At 40.1% G+C, this 25,859-nt stretch carries 22 protein-coding genes; 15 read left to right on the top strand and 7 right to left on the bottom strand.

Going from position 1 to position 25,859, the window contains the following annotated elements:
* Positions 1-87 precede the first annotated feature (87 nt).
* From CWB75_RS00310 to CWB75_RS00290, 5 genes are all read left to right on the top strand, one after another.
* A complete protein-coding gene (locus tag CWB75_RS00310) occupies positions 88-774 on the top strand; it encodes a tRNA-uridine aminocarboxypropyltransferase (protein ID WP_138569569.1) in 687 nt (228 codons plus the stop codon).
* A gap of 843 nt (positions 775-1,617) precedes the next feature.
* Entirely contained in the window at positions 1,618-2,622 is a 1,005-nt protein-coding gene (locus CWB75_RS00305; RefSeq protein ID WP_138569568.1) for a Fe(3+) ABC transporter substrate-binding protein, read from the top strand.
* Positions 2,622-4,253 (top strand): ABC transporter permease, encoded by a 1,632-nt coding sequence (locus CWB75_RS00300; RefSeq protein WP_138569567.1) that lies wholly within the window; start codon positions 2,622-2,624, stop codon positions 4,251-4,253. Before CWB75_RS00305 ends, CWB75_RS00300 begins: the two co-directional genes overlap by 1 nt.
* A complete protein-coding gene (locus CWB75_RS00295; RefSeq protein WP_138569566.1) occupies positions 4,254-5,306 on the top strand; it encodes an ABC transporter ATP-binding protein in 1,053 nt (350 codons plus the stop codon). It abuts the gene before it with no gap.
* A gap of 39 nt (positions 5,307-5,345) precedes the next feature.
* Positions 5,346-6,245 (top strand): Dyp-type peroxidase, encoded by a 900-nt coding sequence (locus tag CWB75_RS00290; protein WP_054201945.1) that lies wholly within the window; start codon positions 5,346-5,348, stop codon positions 6,243-6,245.
* 55 nt (positions 6,246-6,300) lie between these two features.
* Here the strand turns inward: CWB75_RS00290 and argR are convergent, their stop codons facing one another.
* Positions 6,301-6,768 carry a transcriptional regulator ArgR gene (gene argR, locus CWB75_RS00285; protein WP_008466460.1) on the bottom strand — a complete coding sequence of 156 codons (468 nt, stop codon included), beginning with the start codon at positions 6,766-6,768 and terminating at the stop codon, positions 6,301-6,303.
* 225 nt (positions 6,769-6,993) lie between these two features.
* Between argR and mdh the strand changes: the two genes are divergently transcribed.
* A complete protein-coding gene (gene mdh / locus CWB75_RS00280) occupies positions 6,994-7,926 on the top strand; it encodes a malate dehydrogenase (protein WP_008466462.1) in 933 nt (310 codons plus the stop codon).
* Between the two features lie 75 nt (positions 7,927-8,001).
* Here mdh and ispB read toward each other — a convergent pair whose 3' ends face one another.
* Positions 8,002-8,973 (bottom strand): octaprenyl diphosphate synthase, encoded by a 972-nt coding sequence (ispB, locus tag CWB75_RS00275; protein ID WP_138569565.1) that lies wholly within the window; start codon positions 8,971-8,973, stop codon positions 8,002-8,004.
* Positions 8,974-9,396: 423 nt separating this feature from the next.
* On the opposite strand from ispB, the gene rplU reads away from it, so the two are divergent.
* The 7 genes from rplU to CWB75_RS00240 all read left to right on the top strand — a co-directional run bounded on the left by rplU (position 9,397) and on the right by CWB75_RS00240 (position 14,983).
* A complete protein-coding gene (gene rplU / locus CWB75_RS00270; protein ID WP_004587921.1) occupies positions 9,397-9,708 on the top strand; it encodes a 50S ribosomal protein L21 in 312 nt (103 codons plus the stop codon).
* A 16-nt stretch (positions 9,709-9,724) separates the two neighbouring features.
* Positions 9,725-9,982 (top strand): 50S ribosomal protein L27, encoded by a 258-nt coding sequence (rpmA, locus tag CWB75_RS00265; protein WP_008114963.1) that lies wholly within the window; start codon positions 9,725-9,727, stop codon positions 9,980-9,982.
* Positions 9,983-10,136: 154 nt separating this feature from the next.
* Positions 10,137-11,288, top strand: a complete 1,152-nt coding sequence (cgtA, locus tag CWB75_RS00260) for an Obg family GTPase CgtA (protein WP_055012496.1) — start codon at positions 10,137-10,139, stop codon at positions 11,286-11,288.
* A gap of 74 nt (positions 11,289-11,362) precedes the next feature.
* Positions 11,363-11,854: a type 3 dihydrofolate reductase gene (gene folA, locus CWB75_RS00255; protein WP_171036849.1), complete on the top strand. Its 492-nt coding sequence runs from the start codon at positions 11,363-11,365 to the stop codon at positions 11,852-11,854.
* 82 nt (positions 11,855-11,936) lie between these two features.
* Positions 11,937-12,311 carry a DUF3718 domain-containing protein gene (locus CWB75_RS00250; protein WP_010391650.1) on the top strand — a complete coding sequence of 125 codons (375 nt, stop codon included), beginning with the start codon at positions 11,937-11,939 and terminating at the stop codon, positions 12,309-12,311.
* A gap of 193 nt (positions 12,312-12,504) precedes the next feature.
* Positions 12,505-14,445, top strand: coding sequence for a methyl-accepting chemotaxis protein (locus CWB75_RS00245; RefSeq protein WP_138569564.1), 1,941 nt, complete (start codon positions 12,505-12,507; stop codon positions 14,443-14,445).
* A gap of 64 nt (positions 14,446-14,509) precedes the next feature.
* Positions 14,510-14,983, top strand: coding sequence for a peroxiredoxin (locus CWB75_RS00240; protein ID WP_138569563.1), 474 nt, complete (start codon positions 14,510-14,512; stop codon positions 14,981-14,983).
* Positions 14,984-15,055: 72 nt separating this feature from the next.
* Here CWB75_RS00240 and CWB75_RS00235 read toward each other — a convergent pair whose 3' ends face one another.
* A complete protein-coding gene (locus CWB75_RS00235) occupies positions 15,056-17,179 on the bottom strand; it encodes a S8 family peptidase (RefSeq protein WP_138569562.1) in 2,124 nt (707 codons plus the stop codon).
* Positions 17,180-17,486: 307 nt separating this feature from the next.
* On the opposite strand from CWB75_RS00235, the gene CWB75_RS00230 reads away from it, so the two are divergent.
* Positions 17,487-18,671, top strand: a complete 1,185-nt coding sequence (locus tag CWB75_RS00230) for a BaiN/RdsA family NAD(P)/FAD-dependent oxidoreductase (protein ID WP_138569561.1) — start codon at positions 17,487-17,489, stop codon at positions 18,669-18,671.
* 62 nt (positions 18,672-18,733) lie between these two features.
* Here the strand turns inward: CWB75_RS00230 and CWB75_RS00225 are convergent, their stop codons facing one another.
* From CWB75_RS00225 to coaBC, 4 genes are all read right to left on the bottom strand, one after another.
* Positions 18,734-19,657, bottom strand: coding sequence for a Fic family protein (locus CWB75_RS00225; RefSeq protein ID WP_138569560.1), 924 nt, complete (start codon positions 19,655-19,657; stop codon positions 18,734-18,736).
* A gap of 157 nt (positions 19,658-19,814) precedes the next feature.
* Positions 19,815-22,562 carry a S9 family peptidase gene (locus CWB75_RS00220; RefSeq protein WP_138569559.1) on the bottom strand — a complete coding sequence of 916 codons (2,748 nt, stop codon included), beginning with the start codon at positions 22,560-22,562 and terminating at the stop codon, positions 19,815-19,817.
* A gap of 331 nt (positions 22,563-22,893) precedes the next feature.
* Positions 22,894-23,481, bottom strand: coding sequence for a nucleoid occlusion factor SlmA (gene slmA / locus CWB75_RS00215; RefSeq protein ID WP_008113236.1), 588 nt, complete (start codon positions 23,479-23,481; stop codon positions 22,894-22,896).
* Positions 23,482-23,704: 223 nt separating this feature from the next.
* The gene (coaBC, locus tag CWB75_RS00210) at positions 23,705-24,898 is read right to left on the bottom strand and encodes a bifunctional phosphopantothenoylcysteine decarboxylase/phosphopantothenate--cysteine ligase CoaBC (RefSeq protein ID WP_138569558.1); all 1,194 of its coding nucleotides are present in this window, start codon (positions 24,896-24,898) and stop codon (positions 23,705-23,707) included.
* Positions 24,899-25,039: 141 nt separating this feature from the next.
* On the opposite strand from coaBC, the gene radC reads away from it, so the two are divergent.
* Positions 25,040-25,714, top strand: coding sequence for a RadC family protein (gene radC, locus CWB75_RS00205; protein WP_138569557.1), 675 nt, complete (start codon positions 25,040-25,042; stop codon positions 25,712-25,714).
* Positions 25,715-25,859 lie beyond the last annotated feature (145 nt).

Here is a 25,859-nt window from a genome sequence, read left to right as displayed (position 1 = left end):
TAGCCCGTAGCCCGTAGCCCGCAGATATCTATTTTCTTTTATTTTAGCTACAATGCGCAGCCATCAATTTATAGGTAAATACCCACAGTGACCCAGAGTTTAAAAAATTCAGTTTTAGCATTACGTGCCCAGCAAATAAGTGAATCTCGACGTGAGTTTAATGCCCGTGGTGGAAAAATGGATCGTTGTGATCAATGCTTAATTGCCAAGCATTACTGTATTTGTGAGGGCGCTGAGTACGCAAGCTGCAACGCTGCGGTATGTTTACTGATGTACCACAATGAAAGTTTTAAACCGTCTAATACAGGGCGTTTAATTGCTGAAATAGTCCCTGATAATTATGCGTTTCGTTGGGATAGAACCTCCCCAGATCCTGCTTTATTAGCATTGTTGAATAATGATAAATATCAGCCTTTTGTGATTTTTCCGGCTGAAGATGTTGAAACTGATAGGGTGGTAACCCAGGTTGAAACGCATGCAGGTAAACAGCCATTGTTTATATTTTTAGATGGTACATGGCGAGAAGCTAAAAAAATGATTCGTAAGAGTCCTTATTTAGATAACTTACCTGTGCTGTCTATTACCTCAGAAAAACTCTCTGATTACCGATTACGTGTAGCGCCTCATGCTCATCAGTTAGGTACGGCAGAAGTGGCTATTATGGTATTAGCATTGGCTGGTGAAGTTGATGCGAGCACTAAATTAGAACAGCATTTTATTAAGTTTCGCGACGCTTATTTACTTGGTAAGCGTAACAAAGGCAGGCCGGAATAAAGTGCAGGGTATTAATACGAAAAAGCTGAATTTGACGCTTGAGTATAGCCTAAACATATATAATTTGGCTGACCACTGACTTTCAGGCAAAAGAAAAGCGCGAACCATCTCTAGTCGCGCTTGCGGAATCTTCTAACTTTGTTGCATCCTGCAATTGAACCTAATCAACTCCAATTTTTACGATCCGTGTTATTACAATATTACTTTCTAGTTCTATGTAATATAGGCTATCCGGGCCTGTCTCCATAAATCCCTAAAACATCCTGTAAGGTAAAATCTATTACCAATCCTTATTGCACATCCGAGTGCATTCCCTTTGTTACCATTCCGTTGTGTTGCCTTTAAGGCCTGTCCTTTTTGTTCCCTATCCTTTATAAACAACTATTCCGCTGTTGTTATCCATTATGCATCATCCTGATGCTATCCCTTGTGCAACAATCCATTGCGATACTCATCCTGAGCCTGTCCTTAAATCCCTATTATCCTAAAAACCAAACCTTGGTATTCGAGTAGTTAATCCGTTTCCATTTACTCGGTAAGCGTCGTTGCTTATTTATGGGTTAATTATAGAGAGTGATTTGCAGTAAATGTAGGATAAAACCGCTTATGGTTTATGTTCTTACAAATGAAATATATTTAAATAACTTAAAATACAATGGCTTAGTTTGTTTTTAGGGTGTTGTGTAGGGTGTTTTTACTCATTTGCTGTCATAAGCGTAAGAGATATCTTACAGGGGTTTTCTTTTTTGGGCGTATTTATCACTAAGTAATTATATAAAGTGTGCACTTTTTAGTTCATCGCGGTAAAATTAATGATAATAATTATTAGTCAGGTAAGAAAATATGAAAAAAACACTCGCGCTTGTCGTTGGACTAATTATCTCAGCGCCTGCAGTTGCAACCGATGTTGTGAATATTTACTCATTTAGACAACCTTTTTTAATTAAACCTATTTTAGATGATTTTACACAGCAAACAGGTATTAAAACTAATGTTGTGTTTGCTAAAAAAGGCCTAATCGAGCGTGTTAAGCGTGAAGGCAAGCACAGCAAAGCAGATTTAGTTTTAACGTCTAACTTTAGTGCGTTAATTCAATTAGAAGAGCTAAAGCTAACGCAAACTATTGATAGCGAGAAGGTTAATAAGAATGTGCCGGCTGCATTTCGTGATGGCGATGGTCAGTGGGTGGCGCTCACTAAGCGAGTGCGAAATGTTTACTCTTCAAAAGAGCGTTTAGGTCCATTACCTGAGCTGAGTTATGAAGATTTAGCCGAACCTGATTATAAAGGTCAAATTTGTACTCGCTCTGGTAAACACCCTTATAATTTAGGGTTAGTGGCTTCTATGATTGCTCATCATGGTGAAGTCCAGACTAAAACATGGCTGGAAGGTGTAAAAGCGAATTTAGCGCGTAAGCCACAGGGAAATGACCGTGCGCAAGTTAAAGCCGTTAAAGAAGGTTTATGTAATTTAGCTTTAGGTAACAGTTACTACTTAGGTAAAATGTTGCAAGATGAAGCGCAAAAACCGTGGGCAGATGCGGTTAATATTAATTTTCCAAACCAAACTAACCGTGGTTCGCATATTAACGTATCGGGTGCGGTAATTACTAAGTATGCTAAAAACCCTGAAAATGCCTTGAAACTTATAGAGTATATGACCGACAATAAGGCGCAAAATATGTATGCCTCGCTCAATATGGAGTACCCGGTCAAGCCAGGTGTTAAGCTTTCAAGTTTGGTTGCATCATGGGGAAGCTTTAAGGAAGACAGCTTACCGCTTGATGAAATTAGCAAATATCGTCCATTAGCCCTTAAGCTAATTGATGAGGTGAAGTTCGATCTTTAATGACTTATAAATTTCAGCTGTCGAAGTGGCAGCTTATTGCGTGGTCGACGGGTTTATTACTGTCGACCCCGTTGTTTTTTCTGCTAGTAGAATCTTTACAAGGCGACTCAGAGGTATTTACCCACCTGTGGAATACCGTGCTGTGGGACTATATAAGTAATACCGTATTACTGGTTTTAGGTGTAGGGTTACTTAGCTGTCTTATTGCGTTACCACTGGGTTGGCTCACCGCTTATTGCCGTTTTCCTGGCAAACAACAGTTTGAATGGGCATTGATGCTGCCGCTTGCCATGCCTACCTATATTATTGCTTATGTGTACACCGATTTACTCGACTACGCGGGTCCGGTACAAATAACACTAAGAGACTGGTTTGGTTGGCAATCACCCAGTGATTACTGGTTTTTTGATATACGCACTTTGCCAGGGGCTATCATCATGATTGCGCTGGTACTCTACCCGTATTTATATTTAATTTTTAAAACTGCACTACGTGAACAGTCCTTTAAGTTAGTCCAAGCAAGCCAATTAATGGGATTAAGTGCATGGAAAAGCTTTTTTAAAGTAAGCCTGGTGCTTTCTCGTGGTGCTATTGTTGCTGCGCTTGCTTTGATCAGTATGGAAACTATGGCTGATTTTGCTACCGTTAGCTACTTTGCAGTCAGTACATTAACCACCGCAGTATACGATACTTGGTTTGGTTATTACTCCTTAACTGCAGCAGCAAAAATTTCAGGGGTGATGTTGTTACTGCTATTCTTAGCATTGATCACCGAGCGTTTTAGCCGTCGTAACCAAGCTGTATTTGAGCGTCAGTCAAGTGTGAACAGTGAGGCACTTTATATTCTTAAAGGTAAGTCTGCATGGTTAGCAACGGGGTTTTGTAGCCTTATTTTAATAATCTCATTTATTATTCCCATGGTTGTTTTGCTCAAGTATGCAATCACGTATTTTGATCAAGCGTGGAGTAGTGAATTTTTTAGCTATGCATGGCAAAGTTTGAAAGTGGCCGCAGTAGTGAGTGTAGTGACTATTGTTTTGAGTGTTTTAGTGGTGTTTTATCAGCGCATTGCAAAACAAGCAAACCCACTTATACCTGGGCGCTTAGCAAGTACCGGGTATGCACTCCCTGGGACAGTATTAGCTATTGCTGTATTGTTGCCACTCACCCTATTAGAAAATACTATTAACCGCATTCTGACTCCTTATAACTTAGATATTGGTTTATTACTTACTGGTAGTTTACTAACGATTATCTTTGCTTATATTGTGCGTTTTTACGCAGTTGCTCATGGTGCTATAGAGTCGAGCTTTTCACGCATTAGCCCCTCGCTTGATATGGCAAGTCAGTCAATGGGGAAAAGCCAAGGCCACACATTACGCCTAGTGCATTTGCCTTTATTACGCCGAGGCTTATTAACCGCTGGTTTATTGGTATTTATTGAGTGTATGAAAGAGCTGCCCGCAGCCTTACTGCTAAGGCCTTTTGATTTTGAAAGTTTAGCTACGCACGTGTTTCAATATGTTAGCGATGAACAATTAGAGCTGGCCTCCATATCAGCTTTATTTATAGTGGTGGTAGGTTTTATTCCGTTATATTTTATTAATCGTTCAATGGAGCAACGTAGTTAAATGAGTAGTTTGATTTTACAAGGTGTGAGCTATGCATATAACGGGACTAAGGTTGTAGATGATTTAGACTTAACCTTAGGTAAAGACGAAATAGTGTGTTTACTCGGTGCCAGTGGCTGCGGCAAAACCACCACGCTTAAAGCCATTGCAGGGTTAATTGAAGCCAAACAAGGACAGGTATTTATTGATGGTAAGTTAGTCAGTGACGCCAATACGTTTGTGTCACCAGAGCATCGTAATATTGGCATGATGTTTCAAGACTACGCATTATTCCCACATTTAACGGTGGCGAATAATATTGGCTTTGGTCTAGGCGGTATGAGCAAAACGGATAAACAGGCTCGCGTGGATGAAATGTTAAAACTTGTGCACTTGATTGGTTGTGCCGATAGATACCCACATCAACTCTCTGGTGGTCAACAGCAACGGGTAGCGATTGCGCGTGCATTAGCTTATAAACCCAGCTTACTATTGTTAGATGAGCCGTTTTCTAATATTGATACCCAAGTCCGATTTGAGTTAATCGCTGATATAAGACGTATTATTAAAGCTCAACAAGTGTCGGCAGTATTTGTTACTCACTCAAAAGAAGAGGCGTTTGCATTTTCAGATACACTTGCTGTTATGCACCAAGGTAAAATTGCGCAGCAAGGCACGCCAGAGCAGCTTTTTGCTAAACCAAGTTCAAAGGAGGTTGCAGAATTTCTGGGTCAGGGCATATACTTAAGCGCAGCTGCATTAACAGCCACTGAATATGAAACGCAGTTTGGTGTGGTTAAATCAATACTGCCACAGCAACACGTAGTGGCTGAAAAGGGGGTTATTTATGTGCGTCCACACCAGCTTGAGCTTGCCAGTAGTAACAATAACGAACTGCAGTGTGAGTGCGTTACAATTCTAAGCAGTCGCTTTATTGGCTCTGCTTATGTATATACTGTCGTTATTGCTGAACAAGAAATAGAAGTTGCAGCTCAGTATGGCCAGTCATTTGAAATTAATGAACAGGTTATAATAAAAATAAAACCGCACACGGTGAATTTTTTTAAATCGTAATTAATCACTGTGTTTTGCTCTAAAAAGTAAGGAATAACAATGGCGCAAGCGCAATCAGGGATTTGTGCTGAAGCAAACTTACACGGTTTGCACTTATTTTTTAATGTACTTGATGGTCACGACGAATCACTTCGCGCTAAGCTTAAACAAGTGAGCGATATTGAAGATGAGTTTAGTGATCAGTTTTCTGAATCTATGCTTTCTTGCATGGTGGCAATTGGTGCGCAATATTGGCCGCATATCTTACCTGATTTCATGCCAAGCGAGCTGCAAAGCTTTCCTAATATTACCCATAGCGAGTTTGTTATGAGTGCAAGGCCATGTGATTTGTTTGTGCAAATCCGCTCAGACAGAGAAGACGTGAACCACTTGTTTGCACTACAAATACTCAAACTATTCACCCCTGATGTTGAGCTGGTAGAGCAAGTTCGTAATTTCCGTTTTTTAGATGGTCGTGATTTTAATGGTTTTATTTATGCGGGCGATACCCCACATGGCCGTCAAAAACGCGTAACGGCGTTAGTAAACAAACCTGATAGTTTTGAAGATCAAGGTAGTTACATTCATGTGCAGCGCTATAAACATGACTTGAGCCTGTGGCAGCATTTGTCATTACATGAACAAGAGCAAATAATGGGTCGTACACGCCTTGATAATACCTTGCTCAGCCCCGCACTTGAGAGCAGCCATGCAACCCGAAGTGAATTAAAAGACGAACAAGGTCAGGCACTGTTACTTAACCAAAGCATGCCTTATGGCGATGTGTATGAGCAAGGTATGTTAGTGATCACTTGCTCTGCTAAAGGGGATGCATTCGAAAAAGTGCTAACTAGCCGACTAGGGCAGGGAGAGAATTATGATCACTGGCTTGATTTTACTCAGGCGGATATGGGCTCTGCATTTTTTGCCCCCTCAGTACGATTTTTAAAGCAGTTATAACAATTACAAAACGGCTATGTATTATTCATAGCCGTCTTTATTACAGCGTTAGTGATTAAACCGTATCAAATAAAATACGAACACGCTCTAGTGTGAGGTCTATTTCTGAGATTTTAGCTGGTGCTATAAAAATAGTATCATCGCCGGCAATAGTGCCTAATACGCCATCAGCTTTGCCTAATGAGTCAAGTAAACGCGCAATGAGTTGAGCCGCTCCAGGACTGGTGCGAATAATAATCATCATTTCGTTATGCATAATATCAATAACGAGCTGGCGCAACGGGCTCTTAGCGGTTGGTACCCCCATTTCAGCGGGTAAACAATATACCATTTCTTGTTTTGCATTACGGGTGCGTACCGCGCCAAACTTACTTAACATTCGCGACACTTTACTTTGGCTAATATTATCAAAGCCTTGTTCTTTTAACGCATCAACTATTTCGCCTTGTGAGCCAAAGTTTTCTTCTTTTAAAAGTGCTTTAAAGGCTTTAACCAATGCTTCTTGTTTATCTTGTGGTTGCATAGTGTCTAATTAGTTATGTAATAGATACTGCAAATTCTACACAAAAATGCATAATTATGCAGCAGTTGTTTGCTTAAGTTGCCATTTTGCTGCGTTTAAACAGCAAAGTTTACAACTATGGTCGAAAATATAGCTAAAATAAGCAGGATAAATTTGTTTTTAGTCGTTAATTTCTTTATCTTATGAACCACAAATATTTCCTACCTCAAATCACGGAGAATTCCAATGAAAGTTGCTGTATTAGGTGCTGCAGGCGGTATCGGTCAAGCGTTGTCTTTATTATTAAAAACAGGTTTACCAGCTGGCTCTGAATTATCACTATATGATGTTGCGCCAGTAGTTCCTGGTGTTGCTGTTGACCTTTCTCACATCCCAACAGATGTTAAAGTTGCAGGTTTTGGTGCTGACGATTTAGATAAAGCATTAACAGGTTGTGATATCGTTCTTATCCCAGCGGGTATGCCACGTAAGCCAGGTATGGATCGTGCTGATTTATTTAATGTTAACGCTGGTATCATCAAAACACTAGCAGAAGGCATTGTTGCTAACTGTCCTAAAGCGCTTGTGGGTATTATTACTAACCCAGTTAACGGCACTGTACCAATTGTTGCTGAAGTATTTAAAAAAGCAGGTACTTATGATGCTAAACGTGTATTCGGTATTACAACACTCGATGTGATCCGTTCTGAAGCGTTCATTGCTGAGCTTAAAGGTGTTGACGTAGCAAGCGTTAAAGTTCCAGTAATTGGTGGTCACTCAGGCACAACTATCCTACCGTTACTTTCTCAAGTTGAAGGTGTTACTTTCACTGATGAAGAAGTGGCGGCACTGACTCCACGTATCCAAAACGCGGGTACTGAAGTAGTTAATGCTAAAGCGGGTGGTGGTTCTGCAACATTATCAATGGGTGCTGCTGCTGCACGTTTTTGTATGTCTTTAGTTAAAGGCTTACAAGGTGAAGACGTTGTAGATTATGCATACGTTGCTGTTGAAAATGGCGATGCAGAGTACTTCGCACATCCAGTACGTTTAGGTAAAAATGGCGTAGAAGAAATTCTTTCTTACGGCACCCTAAGCGCATTTGAAGAGCAAGCAAAAAATGACATGCTTGAAACTCTGAAAAAAGACATTAAAGAAGGTGTTGATTTTATGGCGTAATAGCCAAAATTAACCCATAAAAAAGCCTGCACTTGCAGGCTTTTTTATTGCTCGGAATTATCTACACAGTATAACTTAGTGGTCGCGGTCAACCGCTATTCTAGCTAAGCTAATTAACGCTTGCTTGTAACTTGATTCAGCTAAGCAATCTAAACAGGCAATTGCTTTATTAGCTTCTTGCTCTGCTTTTTGCATAGTGAACTCAAGGGCATTGGTATGTTTAAGTGCAGCGAGTATCTCATCTAGATGCTCCATACCATTACAGTGCTCAATAGCGTCTCTTATTAACTGTGTTTGATGCTCACTACCGTGTTGCATTGCATATATAAGAGGTAACGTCGGCTTACCTTCAGCTAAATCATCGCCAATGTTTTTACCAAGTTGGTCGGCATCAGCGTTGTAATCTAAAACATCATCCACTAACTGAAAAGCAGTGCCTAAATGCATACCATACAAATTAAGTGCGTTTAATACACTGTCATCTTGCTCAGTAATAATAGCAGCTAGCCCGGTTGCAGCTTCAAATAACTTGGCGGTTTTAGAGTAAATAACCTGCATATAACTGGCTTCAGTAGTATCTGGGTCATTACAGTTCATTAATTGCAGCACTTCGCCTTCAGCAATAATATTGGTTGCATCGGCTAATACTTGCATTATCTGCATTTTACCAAGGCCTACCATTAGCTGAAACGAGCGAGTATAAATAAAGTCTCCCACGAGAACACTGGCGGCATTACCAAACTCGGCATTTGCTGTGGGTGTGCCACGGCGCAAGTTAGATTCATCTACTACATCGTCATGTAAAAGCGTTGCGGTATGAATAAATTCAATAATTGTTGCTAGCGTAATGTGATCTTTACCTTGGTAACCTAGCGCTTTAGCCGCCAAAATAGCCAACATGGGGCGAACACGTTTGCCACCGCTGTTAACAATATACAAACCAAGTTGATTAACTAACGCCACATCTGAGCACATTTGCGCATGTATTAGTTGATTGACGTCATTCATATCGCTTTCGATTAACGCCTGGATAGCTTTTATATCCATTGATCTCCGAGCCAATTTTAATGTGTGAACGGCGCAGATTGTACAACAAAAAACGCATTAGCTCGATATTTTGTGATGATTCCTTAAAAAAACACCCTTAAGTAGGTTAAATGACCTATTAACTTGGTGAATAAATGATTAAACAGCGCGGTTTAAATTTGAATCATCCTTGACGGTTAATTGAACTACGTGGGCTTGCTTTGCGATTGCTAATTTATTTTCTCTAACCGTTAAAAAGCGCTTGGCAAAGGGGGATTTTAATATAAAATAAGGGAAATATTGAATTGCTCTCAATGCAGCTACTTTTTATTCATTTAATTACAAAAAGAGGCTTGCTAGTTTTTTCGCATTAGCGTAAACTTCGCGCCCTATTGAAGAATATTTTAGTTGCGTCGATTTGAGGGCGCACAGACGGAGTTAATTATGTACGCGGTTTTCCAAAGTGGTGGTAAACAGCACCGTGTGACTGAAGGTCAAACAATTCGTCTTGAGAAATTAGACGTTGAAACTGGTGCAGCAGTTGAATTTGATTCAGTACTTTTAGTTGCTGATGGTGAGAAGATCGAGATTGGTGTACCGTTCGTAAACGGTGGTAAAGTAACAGCTGAGGTTGTTTCACACGGTCGCGGTGAGAAGATTAAGGTTGTTAAATTTAGACGCCGTAAGCATTCTCGTAAGCAAATGGGCCATCGTCAATGGTTCACAGAAGTTAAAATCACTGGCATTAGCGCTTAATTAGAGGTACTTAGAAATGGCACATAAAAAAGCAGCTGGTAGTACTCGTAACGGTCGCGATTCAGAAAGCAAACGCCTAGGTGTTAAGCGTTTTGGTGGCGAATCAGTTCTAGCGGGTAGCATCATTGTTCGTCAGCGTGGAACTCGTTTCCACCCAGGCGCAAACGTAGGTATCGGTAAAGACCACACTATCTTCGCAAAAGCAGATGGTAAAGTTCAGTTTGAACAAAAAGGTCCTTTAAACCGTAAATACGTAACTATCGTAGCTGAGTAATCAGTAAGGTAGTTAAAAAACCCCGCCTTTGCGGGGTTTTTTGTTTTAAGCAGCTCTAAATATATACCCAAGTGTTTTTATGCTCAGTGTGCTCTATAGGCCACTTAGGTATATAATAGAGTTATTAACAAGCCAATCCCTAAAGTGAGTAATCATGAAGTTTGTAGATGAAGTAGAAATTCGCGCAGAAGCTGGTGACGGTGGCAGCGGCATCGTGTCTTTTCGTCGTGAGAAATATGTTCCAGATGGTGGACCTGATGGCGGTGACGGTGGAGACGGTGGTAGTGTTTATCTACAAGCTGATGAAAACTTAAATACCCTTATTGACTATCAATTCGAGCGTTTTCATAGAGCAGAACGCGGTACTAACGGTCAAAGCCGTAATTGTACTGGTAAAAAAGGTGAAGATCTGATTGTAAAAGTACCGGTAGGCACACGTATCATTGATGTTGATACACAAGAATCATTAGGGGATTTAACCCAAGATGGTCAACGAATTGTGGTTGCAAAAGGCGGTTTCCATGGCTTGGGGAATGCGCGTTTTAAATCAAGTACCAATCGTGCCCCACGTCAAAAAACACTCGGAACACCTGGTGAAGTACGTAACCTTAAGTTAGAGCTAATGCTGCTCGCTGATGTAGGTTTACTGGGTTTACCAAATGCCGGTAAATCGACCTTTATTCGCAGCGTATCGGCTGCAAAACCTAAAGTAGCAGATTATCCATTTACTACGCTTATCCCTAACTTAGGTGTTGTTCGTCCTGAAGCAAATAAATCATTTGTCATTGCCGATATTCCTGGCTTGATTGAAGGTGCATCGGATGGTGCAGGCTTAGGTATTCGTTTCTTAAAGCATTTAGAACGCTGTCGTGTGTTATTGCACATTATTGATGTTATGCCAGTTGATGGTTCAAATCCTGTTGATAATGCTTTTGCAATCATTAACGAGCTACATCAGTACAGCCCTAAGCTTGCTGAAAAGCCTCGCTGGTTAGTATTTAATAAAATTGACTTATTGCCAGAAGATGAAGCCAAGGCCTTATGTGAGCAAATTGCAGAAGAGTTAGGTGAGTCTGAAAATATTTATAGTATTGCTGCAATTAATAAATTGAATACTCAGCCATTAATTCACGACATCATGACGCTACTTGATAACATGCCTAAAGAAAAGTTTGTTGAAGTTGCAGACGAAGAGGTTGAATTTAAATGGGATACCTACCATCAAAAAGCCACTAAAGGCGATGATGATGACTGGGATGATTGGGATGAAGATGATTACGACGTAGAAGTTGTCTACGAGCGTTAATGATAATTGTATATGTTTAAAAGGAGCTAACGCTCCTTTTTTATTTTTTAATAATAAAGAATTAGGTGTTTAGTGTGATAATTTCAATGATTGCAGCAATGGCAAACAACCGTGTCATTGGTTTAGATAATAAAATGCCATGGCACTTACCTGGCGATCTTCAGCACTTTAAAAAAGTAACCTCTGGTAAGCCCGTTATTATGGGGCGTAAAACATTTGAGTCGATAGGTAGGCCGCTGCCTGGGCGTCGCAATATTATTATTACTCGCAACACTGAATATAAAGCAGCGGGAATTGAAACAGTAACCACGCCTGAGGCTGCACTTGAGCTTGTTAATGATGTTGCAGAGGTTATGATTATTGGCGGTGGAAACATTTACCAGCAGTTCTTAGGGCAAGCACATCGGTTGTATTTAACCTTTATTGACTTAGATGTAGAAGGGGATACACAGTTTCCTGATTACCAAAATGTTGCAAGTTGGCAAATTGAAGATGAAATGTTGATGGCTCCTGATGATAAAAATAAATATAGTTATAAGTTCGTAACTTTGAATAAAATCTCTTAACATTATTGCCAAAATCTGAGCGTGTTGGTACAATATTAAACAGTCGAGTACGAAAAAAGTATTAATATAGGGTGTCCAATCAATGATTAAATTACCGAAGCTAGTTGTAATTGCTGCTATTGCAGCGGGTTCGTTTGCTTATACTGCGCCTGCAAGCGCTAATGATCAGTTAGCTGTTTCAGTCTGTGAATACATTGCTGGTGATGATAAAAACCGTCTGCGTAGCAAATTAAAAAGTTCACGTGTGAAAGTTCGTAATATCTATGATGCAGTTTTCTGTAATGGTAATAACTTATTGCGTCACGCTGTTGCAAGTAATGCAGTTGATACAGGCGAGTACATTGTTAAAAACTTATCAAAGAGCTCACTTGAAGATGGTGCCGATATTGCTTGGGCTGAGGCAAATCATGCTGGATCACCTTTAATCCCTATTATTAAAGATCGCGCAGGCCTTTAAATAAAAGCTTAATTAATAAAAAAAACCGCGTTTAAACGCGGTTTTTTTTACTTAGATAAATTGTCATTTTACACCCTGTTTAACTACCTTTAAGTCTAGTTCCCCCCTGAGTATTTATCCTTATTACTCTTATTACATAAAAATGTCATAAAAACTCAATACTCTATGTGTATGTCAGTTTTGAGATATATTTATGCGTGTATCATTTTTTACCCGTTTACTAGCCATTTTATTAACGTTAGCAAGTATCCTTTTAGCCGCTACCTTGTTATGGGCAAGCCATACATTACTTAAACTTCAGCAACAAGATAGCGCATATAGCCAATTAAAAAATAGCATAATGGTCGAGCTTGCCGATCATTTGGAAAGTTATTTAGTACAAGGTAATAGCCAATACCTAAAACAATCATCGACCTTGATTGAGCAGCTTAAAGCGCAACAGTTAACAGTGCTGCCTCCTGAATTAGAAATTCGTTTAGCTGCACAATTAACTTCATTAAATACAGATATTAATGGTAAATACAGAGCGCTTGGAAAACTATCTGGCAATGAAACTGCGCTGTTAGATAACGCGCTTAGACAAATGGCCGGCTCAGCCTCTTCACTCATTAATTATGCGCAAAAAGCACCAATGCAAACCAGTAACGCTCTTAATTATTATAAATTAGCGAGTGATTATTACAGTGAAGTGGTTAATTTATCTTTATCGACTTACCAGCTGATCAATGATTACCAACCTGAGGTAGAGAAAAACCTGCAACAAAGTATAAAAACCCTAAATTTACTAGCTATAAATATTGAGCAATTACCGAACTTAGGGGTAATGATTGAGGTTGATGAGTTTGCTTTATTTGTAGATGAGGAACCGGAAGATTTGGCAGCTGAAATAAAAGCGGAGTTGGTGAGTTGGCCTAAACGTTATTTGCGCGATTTAAGCAGTACTTTATCGCAATCAAAGCAACGTGATTCTGGAACGAATGAGTTACGTGAACAAATTAGTTTAGTATCAAAAACAGTGATTGAGGCAGAGCAAACATTAAAAGCACAGCAAGATAACGTGAAACGACAAGTGCTTTGGGTGTTTGGAATAGCAATAGGCGGATTAGTAATATTAGCTTTTAGTGTCTATTGGGTACAGCGCGGACAGGTTTTACAGCCTTTACGACAACTGCGAGATGGGTTTGCATTTTTAATAGAAAGTAATGAGTTAAAAAATATTACAGTGAATAATCCTAAAACAGAGGTAGGAGAAATAGCGCAGTATTTTAATCAGTTAATTGAGCGCCAGCGTTTAGAAGCGCAAGAAAGAGCGAATATGCTCAATGTAGTCAGCCAGTTTATGCAGCAAATGAGTGAGCATTTACATACTATTGGGCAAAAAAGTAATGCGAGTTATCAGCAGGTAAATCACAATGAAGAACTGCTTCTTAATATTCAGCAACTGGGTGAGCAGGTTAATCATATTAACGCTCAGGCTGCTGAAAATGCCCAAAGTACTTATGAGGCAATGCAGCAAAGTGTTGGTTTTGCTAAAAGTATGCTTAATGCCAGTTCTGATACACAGCAACGTATTGAGCAGGGGATGCATAGTGTTCAGGAATTACTGAGTGGGGTGCAAGGAGTGAGTAATATTATTACGGTTATACGCACCATCGCTGAGCAAACAAACTTACTCGCGCTCAATGCTGCGATAGAATCAGCAAGAGCCGGTGAGCAAGGTCGAGGTTTTGCCGTAGTTGCCGATGAGGTAAGGCAATTAGCAATGCAAACCCAAGGTTCGTTAAAAGAAATTAATGATCAATTGGCGCTACTAAGTGAAAACTCTCAAGTGGTTTATAAACAAATCAATGCACTAACTGAGGATGCACAATTACAAACCGCAAATGCTCAAGAGCTTAAAGCAAACTCTGAAGGAGTTGCAGGTAATGCGCAGCAGGCTAATAAAGTTGCGATTGATGCAATGGAGCTGGCTAAACAACAAAATGAGTTGCTCCAAGGCTTTACTCTATCGATGCATGATATGAAAAGCCAAGTAAGTGAGTCGAGTGAATTAGTTGCTGATATAGGCTCGCAGTTAGAGTTGCAAATGACATCTATTAAAGAAGGTCTAGGTTTAGATAACAACAGCGATTAATCGAAGACGAATTAAATATTAATCTGTATGCTAAAAGACTATGTAATTACCCTAAGGAATTAATATGATAGAGCAAGGTCAAACAATACCTGCAGTAAGTTTATCTCAGCTTAGTGATGAGGGTATGCAAACGCTCACTAATAATGAATTATTCGCAGATAGAAAAGTTGTGCTATTTGCGGTGCCTGGTGCTTTTACGCCTACTTGTTCCAATGCTCATTTGCCTGGTTATATCGCGCTAGCTGATAAATTTAAGGCTAAGGGTCTTAACGCTATTTATTGTGTATCGGTAAATGATGCATTTGTTATGAAAGCATGGGGCGAGTCACAAAATGCAGAACATATAGATATGCTTGCAGACGGCGATGCCAGTTTTACTCGTGCCTTAGGGCTTGAAAAAGATACCGCTGGCTTTGGTGGTTTGCGTTCTAAGCGCTACGCTATGGTTGTAGATAATGGTGTTGTTAGCGAATTACTTGTAGAACAAGAAAAAGAATTTGTAATAAGTAGTGCTGAAGCCGTTTTAGCCAAGCTATAACTAAGCTGTTTTAAGTATTAAATAAAAGCCGATACATATGTATCGGCTTTTTTTATCTAAGGAGAAAGTAGTTTATGGCTGGTATTGACCGCTTAGCGTTAAACCAGAGAAGGTTTGATACGCATTTACGCTTAGATGCCATGTTCCCGCTTGAGGATTACTAAATGTACAGGTTTCAGCATTACCGGTTTTAAATGGACGACAATCATAGCTTGAGTTAGTTGGTTGACTGCCAAATTTTACAAATAAATCTGCATCACCGGTGCCGCCTGACGTTGTTACAGTAAAGTTTGCCATGCCTGCTGGCACATCTAGCGTGTAATGTTTCCACTGGCCTGCATTTGCAGTAACATCAGACACTGTGCCACCACCTGCTTGAGGTGTACCTGAGTCTGAGCCACCTGTAATGTTACCGACTAGGCTAACACCTGTGTAGGCTGAATAACCATTTAACATTATATGGTAAGTACCTGCCGTTGGATTATCAATAGAGCACTCTTCACTGTTACCCTCGTTATATGGGCGACAGTCGTATGTAGAGGTAGTTGGTTTGCTACCAGCACGTACATACAAGTCAGCATCACCTGTACCACCGCTCATAGTGAAAGTAACATTAGTGGCACCGCTTGGGACTGTCATAGTGTAAAAGTCTTGTGCACTTGCTGCACCACTTAATCCCGTTTTCACTTGTCCATCAACAAGCTCATTATCACCTGATGTTGGCGGTGGTGTGCCACCTGATGCTGCGGCAACAGCGGCTGCAGCATCCACAATACCTGTGCCACAGCTAGTACATGTTGCAGAGAATGAGCGAGTGGTTGTTTTTAAGATGTTTTCAATTTCATCAGGAGTCGCATTTGGTTTAGCTTGTTTGATCAATGCAGCAACACCCGCAACATGAGGTGCAGCCATTGATGTACCTTGCGAAAAACCATAGCTGTCGCTTGATGGTGTTGTTGAACCTGAGTTGTAAGTAGATAAAACACCCTCAGAATCATTTGCAAAGCTTTGCGCGCCACCTGGGGCTGCTACATCAATATTACTACCATAATTTGAGTAATATGCGCGGCCACCATTACGGCCAACTGATGCAACGTTAACAACACCACTACAGTTACCTGGGTTGTAGTTTGCAGAATTATCGTTATCGTTACCTGCGGCAATAACAACAACAGTACCGTTATTGCGTGCTGTATTAATAGCATTTTGAGTCGTTGAGCTACATGCACCTGCACCACCTAAGCTCATGTTTATAACATCAGCAGGGTTAGCATTTGCTGATGTACCCGACACATTTCCACCTGAAGCCCAAATAATGCCATCAGCAATATCAGAGGTTAAACCGCCACATTTACCTAACACACGTACAGGCACTACTTTCGCGTCGTAAGCAACACCAGCAACACCTTCACCGTTATTAGTTACCGCAGCAACAGTTCCTGCTACGTGAGTACCGTGCCAGCTAGAACCTTGTGCACCGTTGTTACCACATTCTCCGGCTGCAACAGCATCCCCTGGATCGCGAGCATCGTTATCACGGCCATTGCCATCATTAGCGACTGATAGATTAGAGATCATATCGTAGCCAGGTAAAATATTGGCGTTTAAATCAGCGTGCGGACGGTAACCAGTATCAAGAACAGCTACAACCACGCCGCTACCTGTAGCAGTATCCCATGCTGTTGGTAGATTTAGGCCACCGGCTTGCTCATAGTAATGCCATTGGTCGCCATAACGAGGGTCGTTTGGTGTTGCAAATGGCTTTAACATTTGATCGACTTCAATGTATTCAACATTGCCTGAATTGACCATTTCTTGCATAAACTGTTGTGCTTCTTCAGCATTGAGCTTTTTGTCGGCACGCATTACGTGATGATCATTCAATGCCATTGCGCGGATATATTTAGCTTTAACTTTACCTTTTTTTGAGGTGAAGTTTTTTACAAAGCTTTGCGCTTTTTTGTTCATCATTGCAGGCGATGCTTCAGCTGTTGATACGTTCATCATATCGCTATTATTTTTATATTTGATAATGAACTGAGTTTCAAACCCACCTTGATTTTGCATTTTAGCTGAGGTTTCAGCCATAGAAGGTGAGATTGCTTGTGCTGGATTTGCCATGCTTGAGCTGGCTGCAAATAGTGTACTTATTGTTAGCGCAACAGCGCATTTTTTAAATGAATCATTAGAAGTCATAATTACCCTTAGTTTTATTATTATTTGTGGAAAGCCACAAAGCGGGTACAAAGGTAAATGATCTGTTAACTATTTTGAAATATTAAATACGTATGTACCTATTTCATTTAGTTATAACCGTGGATTCAGTAAGCTTTCAGTCGTTTTGTATTTGTTTTTATTATGTTGATGATCCTAATGTATTAGGTTTATTTGATGCTTTTTATCATTGTTTAATCTTTATTGATAAATTAAAAACAATATAACAGCTATCTTGTTGTTACCGAAACTTTGTTATAATTCACCAAAGTTTTTAAGAGATGACCAAATGACTCACCTTGATGTGATAGTGATCGGTGCCGGAGCTGCAGGTTTAATGTGTGCAGCACAAGCAGGATATCGCGGCCGAAGTGTTACAGTGCTTGATATGGGTAAAAAGCCAGGACGTAAAATTTTAATTAGTGGCGGCGGGCGTTGTAACTTTACTAACGAAAATGCGAGCCCTAATAACTATTTATGCACTAATCCCCATTTTGTAAAGTCGTGCTTAAGTCGTTATACCCAGCATGACTTTGTAGAGCTTGTAGACCGACATGGTTTGGCGTATCACCATAAAACATTGGGACAATTATTTTGTGACAATAGCGCACAAGACATTGTTGATATTTTACTAACAGAGTGTGAGTGGGCGGGTGTTACAATTAAACTGCGCAGCGAAGTGTTAAATGTAGCTAAAACAGCAACAGGCTACAGTGTCACAACTGAGCAAGAAACACTGACCTGTGAGTCGTTAGTTGTCGCATCTGGCGGTTTAACTATGCCTAAACTTGGCGCGACGCCAATAGGTTATAAAATTGCAGAGCAATTTGGTTTAAAGGTATTGCCGACGATGGCCGCTTTAGTTCCCTTTACCTTACATCAGCACGATAAAGAGCGTTTTGAAGGGCTTTCTGGTATTAGTATTCCTTGTGAAGTTGCAAGCGAAGATGGCACTGTATTTAAAGAGAATATTTTATTTACTCACCGCGGCTTATCCGGGCCTGCCATATTACAAATAAGCTCATTTTGGCGAGCAGGTCAGGCGGTGACGATCAATTTATTACCTGAACTCGATTTAAAGCAACAGCTAGCTGATTGGCGAGAAACGCAAGCGCAAAAATCGTTAAAAAATAGCCTTGCCATTATCCTACCTAAGCGTTTTGTTGAAATACTCCATGACAGTAAAGCTATTCCTGATTGCAATATTAACCAGCTAACGCATGGCCAAATAGATGCACTCGCTGACTATATTCATGCGTGGCAAATTAAGCCAAATGGTACCGAAGGTTACAGAACCGCAGAAGTGACTTTAGGTGGTGTAGATACCGATGAGCTAAGCTCAAAAACATTTGAGGCTAAAAAAGCCAAAGGTTTATACTTTATTGGTGAAGTGACCGATGTAACGGGTTGGCTAGGAGGCTATAATTTCCAATACGCGTGGAGCTGTGGATTTGCCGCTGGGCAATACGCGTAAAAAGTCGCTCAGCGCGGCTTATTAAACCTGCCACTTAAGCTCTTAAGTGGCATTTTTTATTTCTAACTTTTAAGTCTATATTGCTGCATTTTACTATTCGGTTTTTCGGGAATAGTCATTTCGATTATGCCTGCATCAATTGCAGGTTTTAAATAGCGCTCTCTAAAATGTTTTCGATCTTTTAACCCTAGCTGGTTTTGTAGCTCTTGTCGGTTTAATGGTTTTTCGCTTTGGTTAAATACATTTATTAAAGCGATGACTTGGGGGGCTTGTATGTCTAAGTGTATAGTGTTTTTAACTTGAGGGAGTTGTTGTGGGGTTTGGCTTTTTGTTATTGATTTTAAATCACTTTCTAAAATATCTAATGCTGAAAGTAATGTCTCTAACATGTACTCAATAAACACGGATGAGTCACCGGTTTTGGTACTTAGGTTAATGCTTTCAAAGTATCGTTGGCGTGTTGCCGCTATTAAGTTATGAATGTTTAGCAATGAAAACAGCGTATGCCATTGTGATAATTGTTGGGTTTGCCACACACACGCTAACTCAGTATTACCCTGTGCAACCGGTTGAATAAACTGTAATTCATAATGGCATACTGCACTACTGATTAGAGGGTGGTGGTTAGTTGTATTAAACCACGCAAATAATTCTTCTACCATTTGTGGCACTCGAATTGCCTGTGGTGCCATTTGTAAGCCATTTTTTAACGCTAGACCTTGCTCCCTATAACGGCCTGACTTTTCACTTTGATCTTTCATTAAGCTGCGATGCAGAGCTAATAAGCTATCTGGGCTTGATAGGTCAGATACTGTAAATTGAAATTCAGAGTTTTTCATTTGTATAGAGGTGAGTTTTTGTTGCTTATAGTGCTCAATAGTTGCTGGCGAATATAAGGCACTGATTTTACCTAAAGCTTCACTAATATTTGCAATGCTGTGAGTCATGCTGGCTGAGATTGAAAATGGGGGAGTGGCGTTGCTCATTTCGTTATAGAGGTTATTTAAATCAGGAGATTAGAATACGCGAACTGAATATAAAAGTCAGTTTTAATAGTGATTTAGTATTTATTTAAAACTTTACATAGTCTTTAATTACTGGTTTTAAATGTTAAACCGACGCCAAATAGCGCCGGTTTATTAGTTACTCTTCGATAAACGCTTCACCTTCGTTCATCCACTTAGCGGCTGGCTTGCCTTTTAAGTAATGATCAAAGTACTGCATCATACGTACTGAGAAATCTACCTGATTAGGGAATTGCTTTAAGTGATGCGGTTCACCTTCATATTGTAAAAATGTAGCATCTTTACCCGCACGGCGCAGTGCTAAGTAATATTGCACGCCTTCATGCCATGGCACAGCATCATCTTTATCACCAAACATAATCAGAATCGGGGTATTTACTTTATCCGCAAAAAAGACTGGCGAGTTCTCAATATAAAGCTCAGGGGCTTCAAATAAGTTTTTACCAATGCGACTTTGCCCTGTTTCATATTGAAATTGACGAGCAAGCCCTGACTTTAAGCGAATGCCACTGTAGGCGCTGGTCATGTTAGACACTGGCGCACCCGAAACTACAGCTTTAAACATATCAGTTTCAGTGATCATAAACGCGCTTTGATAACCCGCCCATGAATGGCCTTGTAACCCTATTTTATTAGCATCGGCAATGCCTAAATCAATCAGCTTTTGAGTGGCGTTGATCATGGTTTGAGTTGAAGACTTACCTGGATGACCTATTTCAAAGCGAATATCAGGTAAAAAGATGGCGTAGCCATTTGATGTAAACATCGGAAAGTTAGGGCGATGATTTAATTCCATTTTAGGGAAATCGTACATACGCTGGCTCATATAGCGGTAAAAGTACACCACAACCGGTACTTTATCGCCTTTTTTATAGCCGGCAGGTTTGATTAATACCCCTTGTAAATCTTCTCCATCAAAGCCTTTATAGCTAATAAGTTCAGGCTTTTCTCCCCAAGCAAAATTAGTTACCTGAGGATTAAGGTTAGTGACTTGTTGTGCTTGTTTGAAGCTAAAGTCTGTTTGATAAATATCAGGAAATTGCTGATAGGTTTGCTCAGTAAATAAGTATTTATCGGCATTTTTGGCTTTTTTAATTACATCAAAACGCTTATTACCTGTGAGTACTTTAGTAACGTTAAGCGTTGTTAAATTAAGTTTAGCCACCTCACTTTGCTTACTTTGTAAGTTAATTGCAGAGAGCAGCAGCGTATCCTTACTGTTAAAGCCCACTTGGTTTTTATCAAGCTTGATTACTCTGTACTGAGTATTACTTTGTTTACCATTAGTTAAGCGTTTGGCTTGCTTGGTATTTACATTAAACGACCAAATATCATATTTACTATAAACCAGTATTTCGCTGCTATCGTTAAGCCAGCCAGCAAAGCCATAGCCAGGCTGCTTAGATGGGTAATCGTGTTTGTCATCGGCAAAGGTGGCGTTAATTGCTTTGCTGAGTACGCTCACTTTGTTATTGCCTAAGTTTTTAAGCTGTACTTGGTTGTTATCAAAGTAAGCAGCAAACTGACCATTAGGCGCAAGGCTAGGTCTAAATGGATAGTCGTTAATAATAGGTGTTTGTTTACCCGTTTTTATATCAACCGCAAAGTAGTCAGCAAAAAAGCCGCCATACATTATTTTTTCAAGATGGGCTAGATTTGAGTAGCCTAATAATGAATCCGCGCGTTCAGTATTAAGTGCCAGCTCTGGCATATTTGGTGTGCTTAACTGTACAACTTGTTGCGAGTTTACATGGTATACCGCCGTGTAATGTCTGTTTTTATTGTTTTTATGCCACTGCTGCTCTTCGCGAGGTTTAATTTGCGCATCGTTGTTGTGCCATACATTTAACCCTTTTTGGTCGCGAATAACCTCAAAGTCATACAATGACGACTCATCGGTATATTCCTTTTGTTTAACTTTTGTAGCAAGTTTTGGGCGGTTTTCAAAGTATAGGCGTGTACCATCTTCTGCCCACGTTAATGTCGCAGTTTTACCCATTAACCATTCTGGGTTAGGTGACTGCACAGTGGTAAGCGTTTCGTTCTGCCAAAGCGTTAATTCGTATTGGCGGCGACGCTTATCATCGTTTACATAGTTACCTAAAGTAAATGCAACACTCTTATTGATTGGATGCCAAGCTATTTTGTTGGCAACCACACCAGGCTCGTCAATTAATGCTGTGCTGGTAAAATCATTGAGTGAAAATAAAGTAATTTGATTATTATTACCATCCACATAGCTTTGGCTCACTAATAATTGATCGCTGGTGGCGCTAATATCATAGGTGAAAGCACTTTCAAGAGTGTGGGTGCGTTTATCGCTTAAGTTGACGACAACTAGCGGGTAGCTTTTATCTTTTTTATCAGCTGTGATAGCGCTATCGTTATCGGAGTTTTTATCATCCGCGTCTGTGCTCTCATTTTTACGATAGGCAAGCCATTGGCCGTTATTAGCGAGTACGTAGTCTTTTACGTCATTAAAGCGTTGTTGCTGACCGGTTTGGGTATTCACTAATACTAGATTGTTTTTTAAATCACTTTTTTTCTTAGTGGTCTCTTTTTCAAGTAGGGTAGGCACTTGGGTGAATACGACCCAGTTCGCCATTTTGTTAATTGTAGGGCGAGTGCCTCGCTCTACCTCAGCAATAAGCTTGTTGTTATTTAGCGAGTAGACTTGCCCAGTGGCATTGCCACGATAAGGAGTTGCACTTAAAGAGAGGATTTGACCATTTTCAGAAAGCTGTGTGCCTTTTGCAGATTTAAAATCAAATACATCTTTAAATTCTAATGGCTTATTTGCTAAGGCACTGGCGCTCGTTAAGCTGGTAATAAGTGCACAGCCTATAAGAGTGAGTTGTGTTTTCATTATAGATTCTCGTTTTTTAACATTATTTTATTGTAACGAGTTTTAATAACAATTCGAGTAGATACGATAAGCGGTAGCAAGGCAGAGATGAGAGGGGAAAAATGAATGGTAAAAGGTTAAATTTTCGGGCCACGGGATGCGAGGTGTTTGGCATCGGTAAAAAGTTAGGGAAGTAAAAGTTTAATTGTGGTTTTCAATTTTTTACTTTTTGCTCTGTGTTCAAATTAATTTTTAAATATAATTTATAAAAAGAACACAGAGTTTATGTGGAATTGATGATAGGAGAATAATTTAATAACCTTGCTGGCAAGATTACCTAAAACCTAAAACCTTATAACCAAATTTTTTGAAGTTCTGGCCATTGTTTTTCAAATTGCTCACTTGGGCGAGCACTAAAATTACTGCGCACAAACTGATTCATTTTACCTTCAACGTAGGCAAGCAAAAAGTTAGCTAGGGTTAACTCATCGCTTTGGAAGTTTTTACCTTCACGTAGCTTACGCTCTCTAAGAATTTGTTTAAATTGGGTTTCTAGTTTTTCAAATAAGCCCTGTACACGCTCACGAAGTCGCTCTTGTTCTCCTTGTAGAGCGTCGCCTGTTAATATACGAGTAATGCCAGGGTTTTTCTCAGCAAACGTTAGCAACAGTAATAAGGTATTGTATACGCGTGCTTTGCTTTCTTTTTCGTTATCTAAAATAAGATTAATACGTGATAGCAGGGTATCTTCAATAAACTCAATTAATCCTTCAAACATCCGCGCTTTGCTCGGAAAGTGGCGATAAAGAGCGGCTTCAGATACGCCAACTTCTGCGGCAAGTTTGGCAGTTGTAATACGCTGGCCAGGGCTGGTTTCTAACATTTGTGCGAGTGCTTGCAGTATTTGCTCTTTGCGATTACTTTTTTTTGTCGCAGGCATGAACATTCCTTTTTTAATAGTTATTTTTTCTACATCAATGTGCGATAACACAGCTACCGGCCTAGTGCTGCTGCGGGCAATAACCAGTAAGGCGGTATTTTCACGTATTACGTGAAGCTCTGGTACTGCGCAAGCATTAAACTATATTAGCGAAGTAAAATTACACTAAAAGGTCACAAGGCGTCATCATGTTAATGTTTTATTCAGTTTGTTTCCAGCCTTTTTATAATCGCTTGGCAAGCTGTTCGATCACTTTGATGGCTATTTCTGTTTTGCTGGCCTCAGGTAAATCGAGTTGTTCATTTTGCCAGTAAAGAGTAAGTGCGTTACGTTCTGAATTAAAGCCTAAATCACTCTGCGATACGTCGTTTGCGCAAATCATATCGAGGTTTTTATTAGTCAATTTCCCTTTAGCATAGTTAGCAACATTTTGTGTTTCTGCTGCAAAGCCGACAGTGTAAGGGCGGCTTTGTGTAAGGTTTGCTATCGCTGCTATAACATCTGGGTTCTTAACTAAGCTAAGAGTGAGTTCATCGCCTTGTTTTTTCATTTTTTGCGTGGCGATATTTGCTGCACGGTAATCGGCTACAGCAGCGCAACCAATAAAGGCGTCAGATTGAGGGGCGTAATTGAGAGACTCTTGCAATAGCTGCTCGGCACTTTCTATATTAATTAAATTAACCCCTTGCGGCGCGGTAATGGTTACCGGGCCTGAAATTAAGTTAACTTGCGCGCCAAATGATAAAGCAGCTTGTGCTAGTGCATAGCCCATTTTTCCTGAGCTGTGGTTTGATATAAAACGCACCGGATCGAGAGGCTCTCGGGTTGGGCCTGCGGTAATAGTAATGGTTTTACCCGCTAAGAGTTGTGGTTGCGCAGGTTCAATGCATAAACTCACTAACTCATGCGGTTCAAGCATTCGTCCTGCACCTACATCGCCACAGGCTTGCTCACCTTTGCCAGGCCCCCAAACAGCAACGCCACGAGCCTTTAAAGTGGCTATATTAGCTTGCGTAGCAGGGTGCGCGTACATTTGCTGATTCATAGCTGGTGCCACAGCCACTTTTGCAGGAGTTGCGAGTAATAACGTAGTAAGTAGATCATCAGCAATGCCTACCGCCATTTTTGCAATAATATTGCTGGTGGCAGGAGCAACTAAAATTAGATCAGCCCATTTGGCAAATTCAATATGTCCCATTGCAGCTTCTGCTGATGGGTCTAGCAATGAGTCAGACACCATTTCACCACTGACAGCTTGCATCGTTAACGGGGTAATAAAATGCTTTGCTGATTCAGTCATTACAACTTTAACGTCACAACCATGGTCTTTTAAACGTCTTACAAGTTCGGCACATTTGTAGGCTGCAATTCCGCCGCTAATACCCAGCACTATTTTTTTATTTGTTAAATTAATCATGGTTGTTTATCAATTTTATAAGATATGCTGGCTAAAATAACAAATCTTAGGCCTGACAGCTAAGATAAAATGCGTTTTATTGCGCTAATTTTTAATTTTGCATTACAGTTATATTGTACTGACCGTTTTCAAGGATGAACGATGCAATTAACCTCACTCCCTAATTCACTCAGACCGCGAGAAAAGCTGCTAGCAAAAGGCGCTAAGGCACTCTCTGATGCTGAGCTACTGGCTATATTTTTACGTACTGGCTTACCGGGTATGAATGCGATAGAGCTGGCACAACATCTGATCAATGAAAATAGAACCCTGCATAATTTGTTTAATGCCAGCATAGATGAGTTTTGTGCGCAAAAAGGGCTAGGAACAGCTAAATATGTACAGCTACAAGCGGTACTTGAGCTGAGTCAGCGTTATATGCAAGAAGGCTTTGTTCGCGATGCGGTTTTTAACTCGCCTCAAGCTGTATACGACTATTTAACCTTGCAAATGCGAGGGCTGCAGCAGGAGGTGTTTATGGTGTTGTATCTTGATAGCCAAAATCGTTTATTAAAAGATGAAATTTTATTTTATGGTACGATTAACGCCGCCAGTGTGTATCCGCGTGAAGTTGTTAAAGCGGCTTTAAAAAATAATGCAGCGACGGTTATTTTTTCACATAATCATCCCAGCGGTATTGCAGAGCCAAGTCAGGCCGATAAGCTAATTACCAATAAATTGTGCCAAGCGCTGCAATTAGTCGACATAAATGTATTGGATCATATTATTATTGGCGGTGAAAATTGTGTTTCGTTTGCCGAACGGGGACTTATTTAAGTTTATCGCTCGCAGATATGTGCTAAAAATGAGCGGTTTACTGTGTTTTGGCAAATTAGTTTAATTTAAATGCAGTTTTTACTTTCCCTAAGGGCATTCGATCTTTATAATTAGCCGCTATCAAATTTACACATGAGCTGGTTGG

It is taken from the genome of Pseudoalteromonas sp. S1608 (assembly GCF_005887265.1).
Classification (GTDB): Bacteria; Pseudomonadota; Gammaproteobacteria; order Enterobacterales; family Alteromonadaceae; genus Pseudoalteromonas; species Pseudoalteromonas undina.
The sequence above is the reverse complement of the archived record's forward strand: the minus strand, read 5'-3'. Positions and strand labels throughout refer to the sequence as shown.

Coding starts and splice junctions, on each gene's coding strand:
- CWB75_RS00240 (WP_138569563.1), top strand. CDS start 14,510: ATGATAGAGCAAGGTCAAACAATACCTGCAGTAAGTTTATCTCAGCTT.
- CWB75_RS00235 (WP_138569562.1), bottom strand. CDS start 17,179: ATGACTTCTAATGATTCATTTAAAAAATGCGCTGTTGCGCTAACAATA.
- CWB75_RS00250 (WP_010391650.1), top strand. CDS start 11,937: ATGATTAAATTACCGAAGCTAGTTGTAATTGCTGCTATTGCAGCGGGT.
- argR (WP_008466460.1), bottom strand. CDS start 6,768: ATGCAACCACAAGATAAACAAGAAGCATTGGTTAAAGCCTTTAAAGCA.
- CWB75_RS00230 (WP_138569561.1), top strand. CDS start 17,487: ATGACTCACCTTGATGTGATAGTGATCGGTGCCGGAGCTGCAGGTTTA.
- CWB75_RS00245 (WP_138569564.1), top strand. CDS start 12,505: ATGCGTGTATCATTTTTTACCCGTTTACTAGCCATTTTATTAACGTTA.
- slmA (WP_008113236.1), bottom strand. CDS start 23,481: ATGCCTGCGACAAAAAAAAGTAATCGCAAAGAGCAAATACTGCAAGCA.
- radC (WP_138569557.1), top strand. CDS start 25,040: ATGCAATTAACCTCACTCCCTAATTCACTCAGACCGCGAGAAAAGCTG.
- CWB75_RS00295 (WP_138569566.1), top strand. CDS start 4,254: ATGAGTAGTTTGATTTTACAAGGTGTGAGCTATGCATATAACGGGACT.
- mdh (WP_008466462.1), top strand. CDS start 6,994: ATGAAAGTTGCTGTATTAGGTGCTGCAGGCGGTATCGGTCAAGCGTTG.
- CWB75_RS00225 (WP_138569560.1), bottom strand. CDS start 19,657: ATGAGCAACGCCACTCCCCCATTTTCAATCTCAGCCAGCATGACTCAC.
- rplU (WP_004587921.1), top strand. CDS start 9,397: ATGTACGCGGTTTTCCAAAGTGGTGGTAAACAGCACCGTGTGACTGAA.
- CWB75_RS00220 (WP_138569559.1), bottom strand. CDS start 22,562: ATGAAAACACAACTCACTCTTATAGGCTGTGCACTTATTACCAGCTTA.
- CWB75_RS00300 (WP_138569567.1), top strand. CDS start 2,622: ATGACTTATAAATTTCAGCTGTCGAAGTGGCAGCTTATTGCGTGGTCG.
- CWB75_RS00290 (WP_054201945.1), top strand. CDS start 5,346: ATGGCGCAAGCGCAATCAGGGATTTGTGCTGAAGCAAACTTACACGGT.
- cgtA (WP_055012496.1), top strand. CDS start 10,137: ATGAAGTTTGTAGATGAAGTAGAAATTCGCGCAGAAGCTGGTGACGGT.
- coaBC (WP_138569558.1), bottom strand. CDS start 24,898: ATGATTAATTTAACAAATAAAAAAATAGTGCTGGGTATTAGCGGCGGA.
- rpmA (WP_008114963.1), top strand. CDS start 9,725: ATGGCACATAAAAAAGCAGCTGGTAGTACTCGTAACGGTCGCGATTCA.
- CWB75_RS00305 (WP_138569568.1), top strand. CDS start 1,618: ATGAAAAAAACACTCGCGCTTGTCGTTGGACTAATTATCTCAGCGCCT.
- ispB (WP_138569565.1), bottom strand. CDS start 8,973: ATGGATATAAAAGCTATCCAGGCGTTAATCGAAAGCGATATGAATGAC.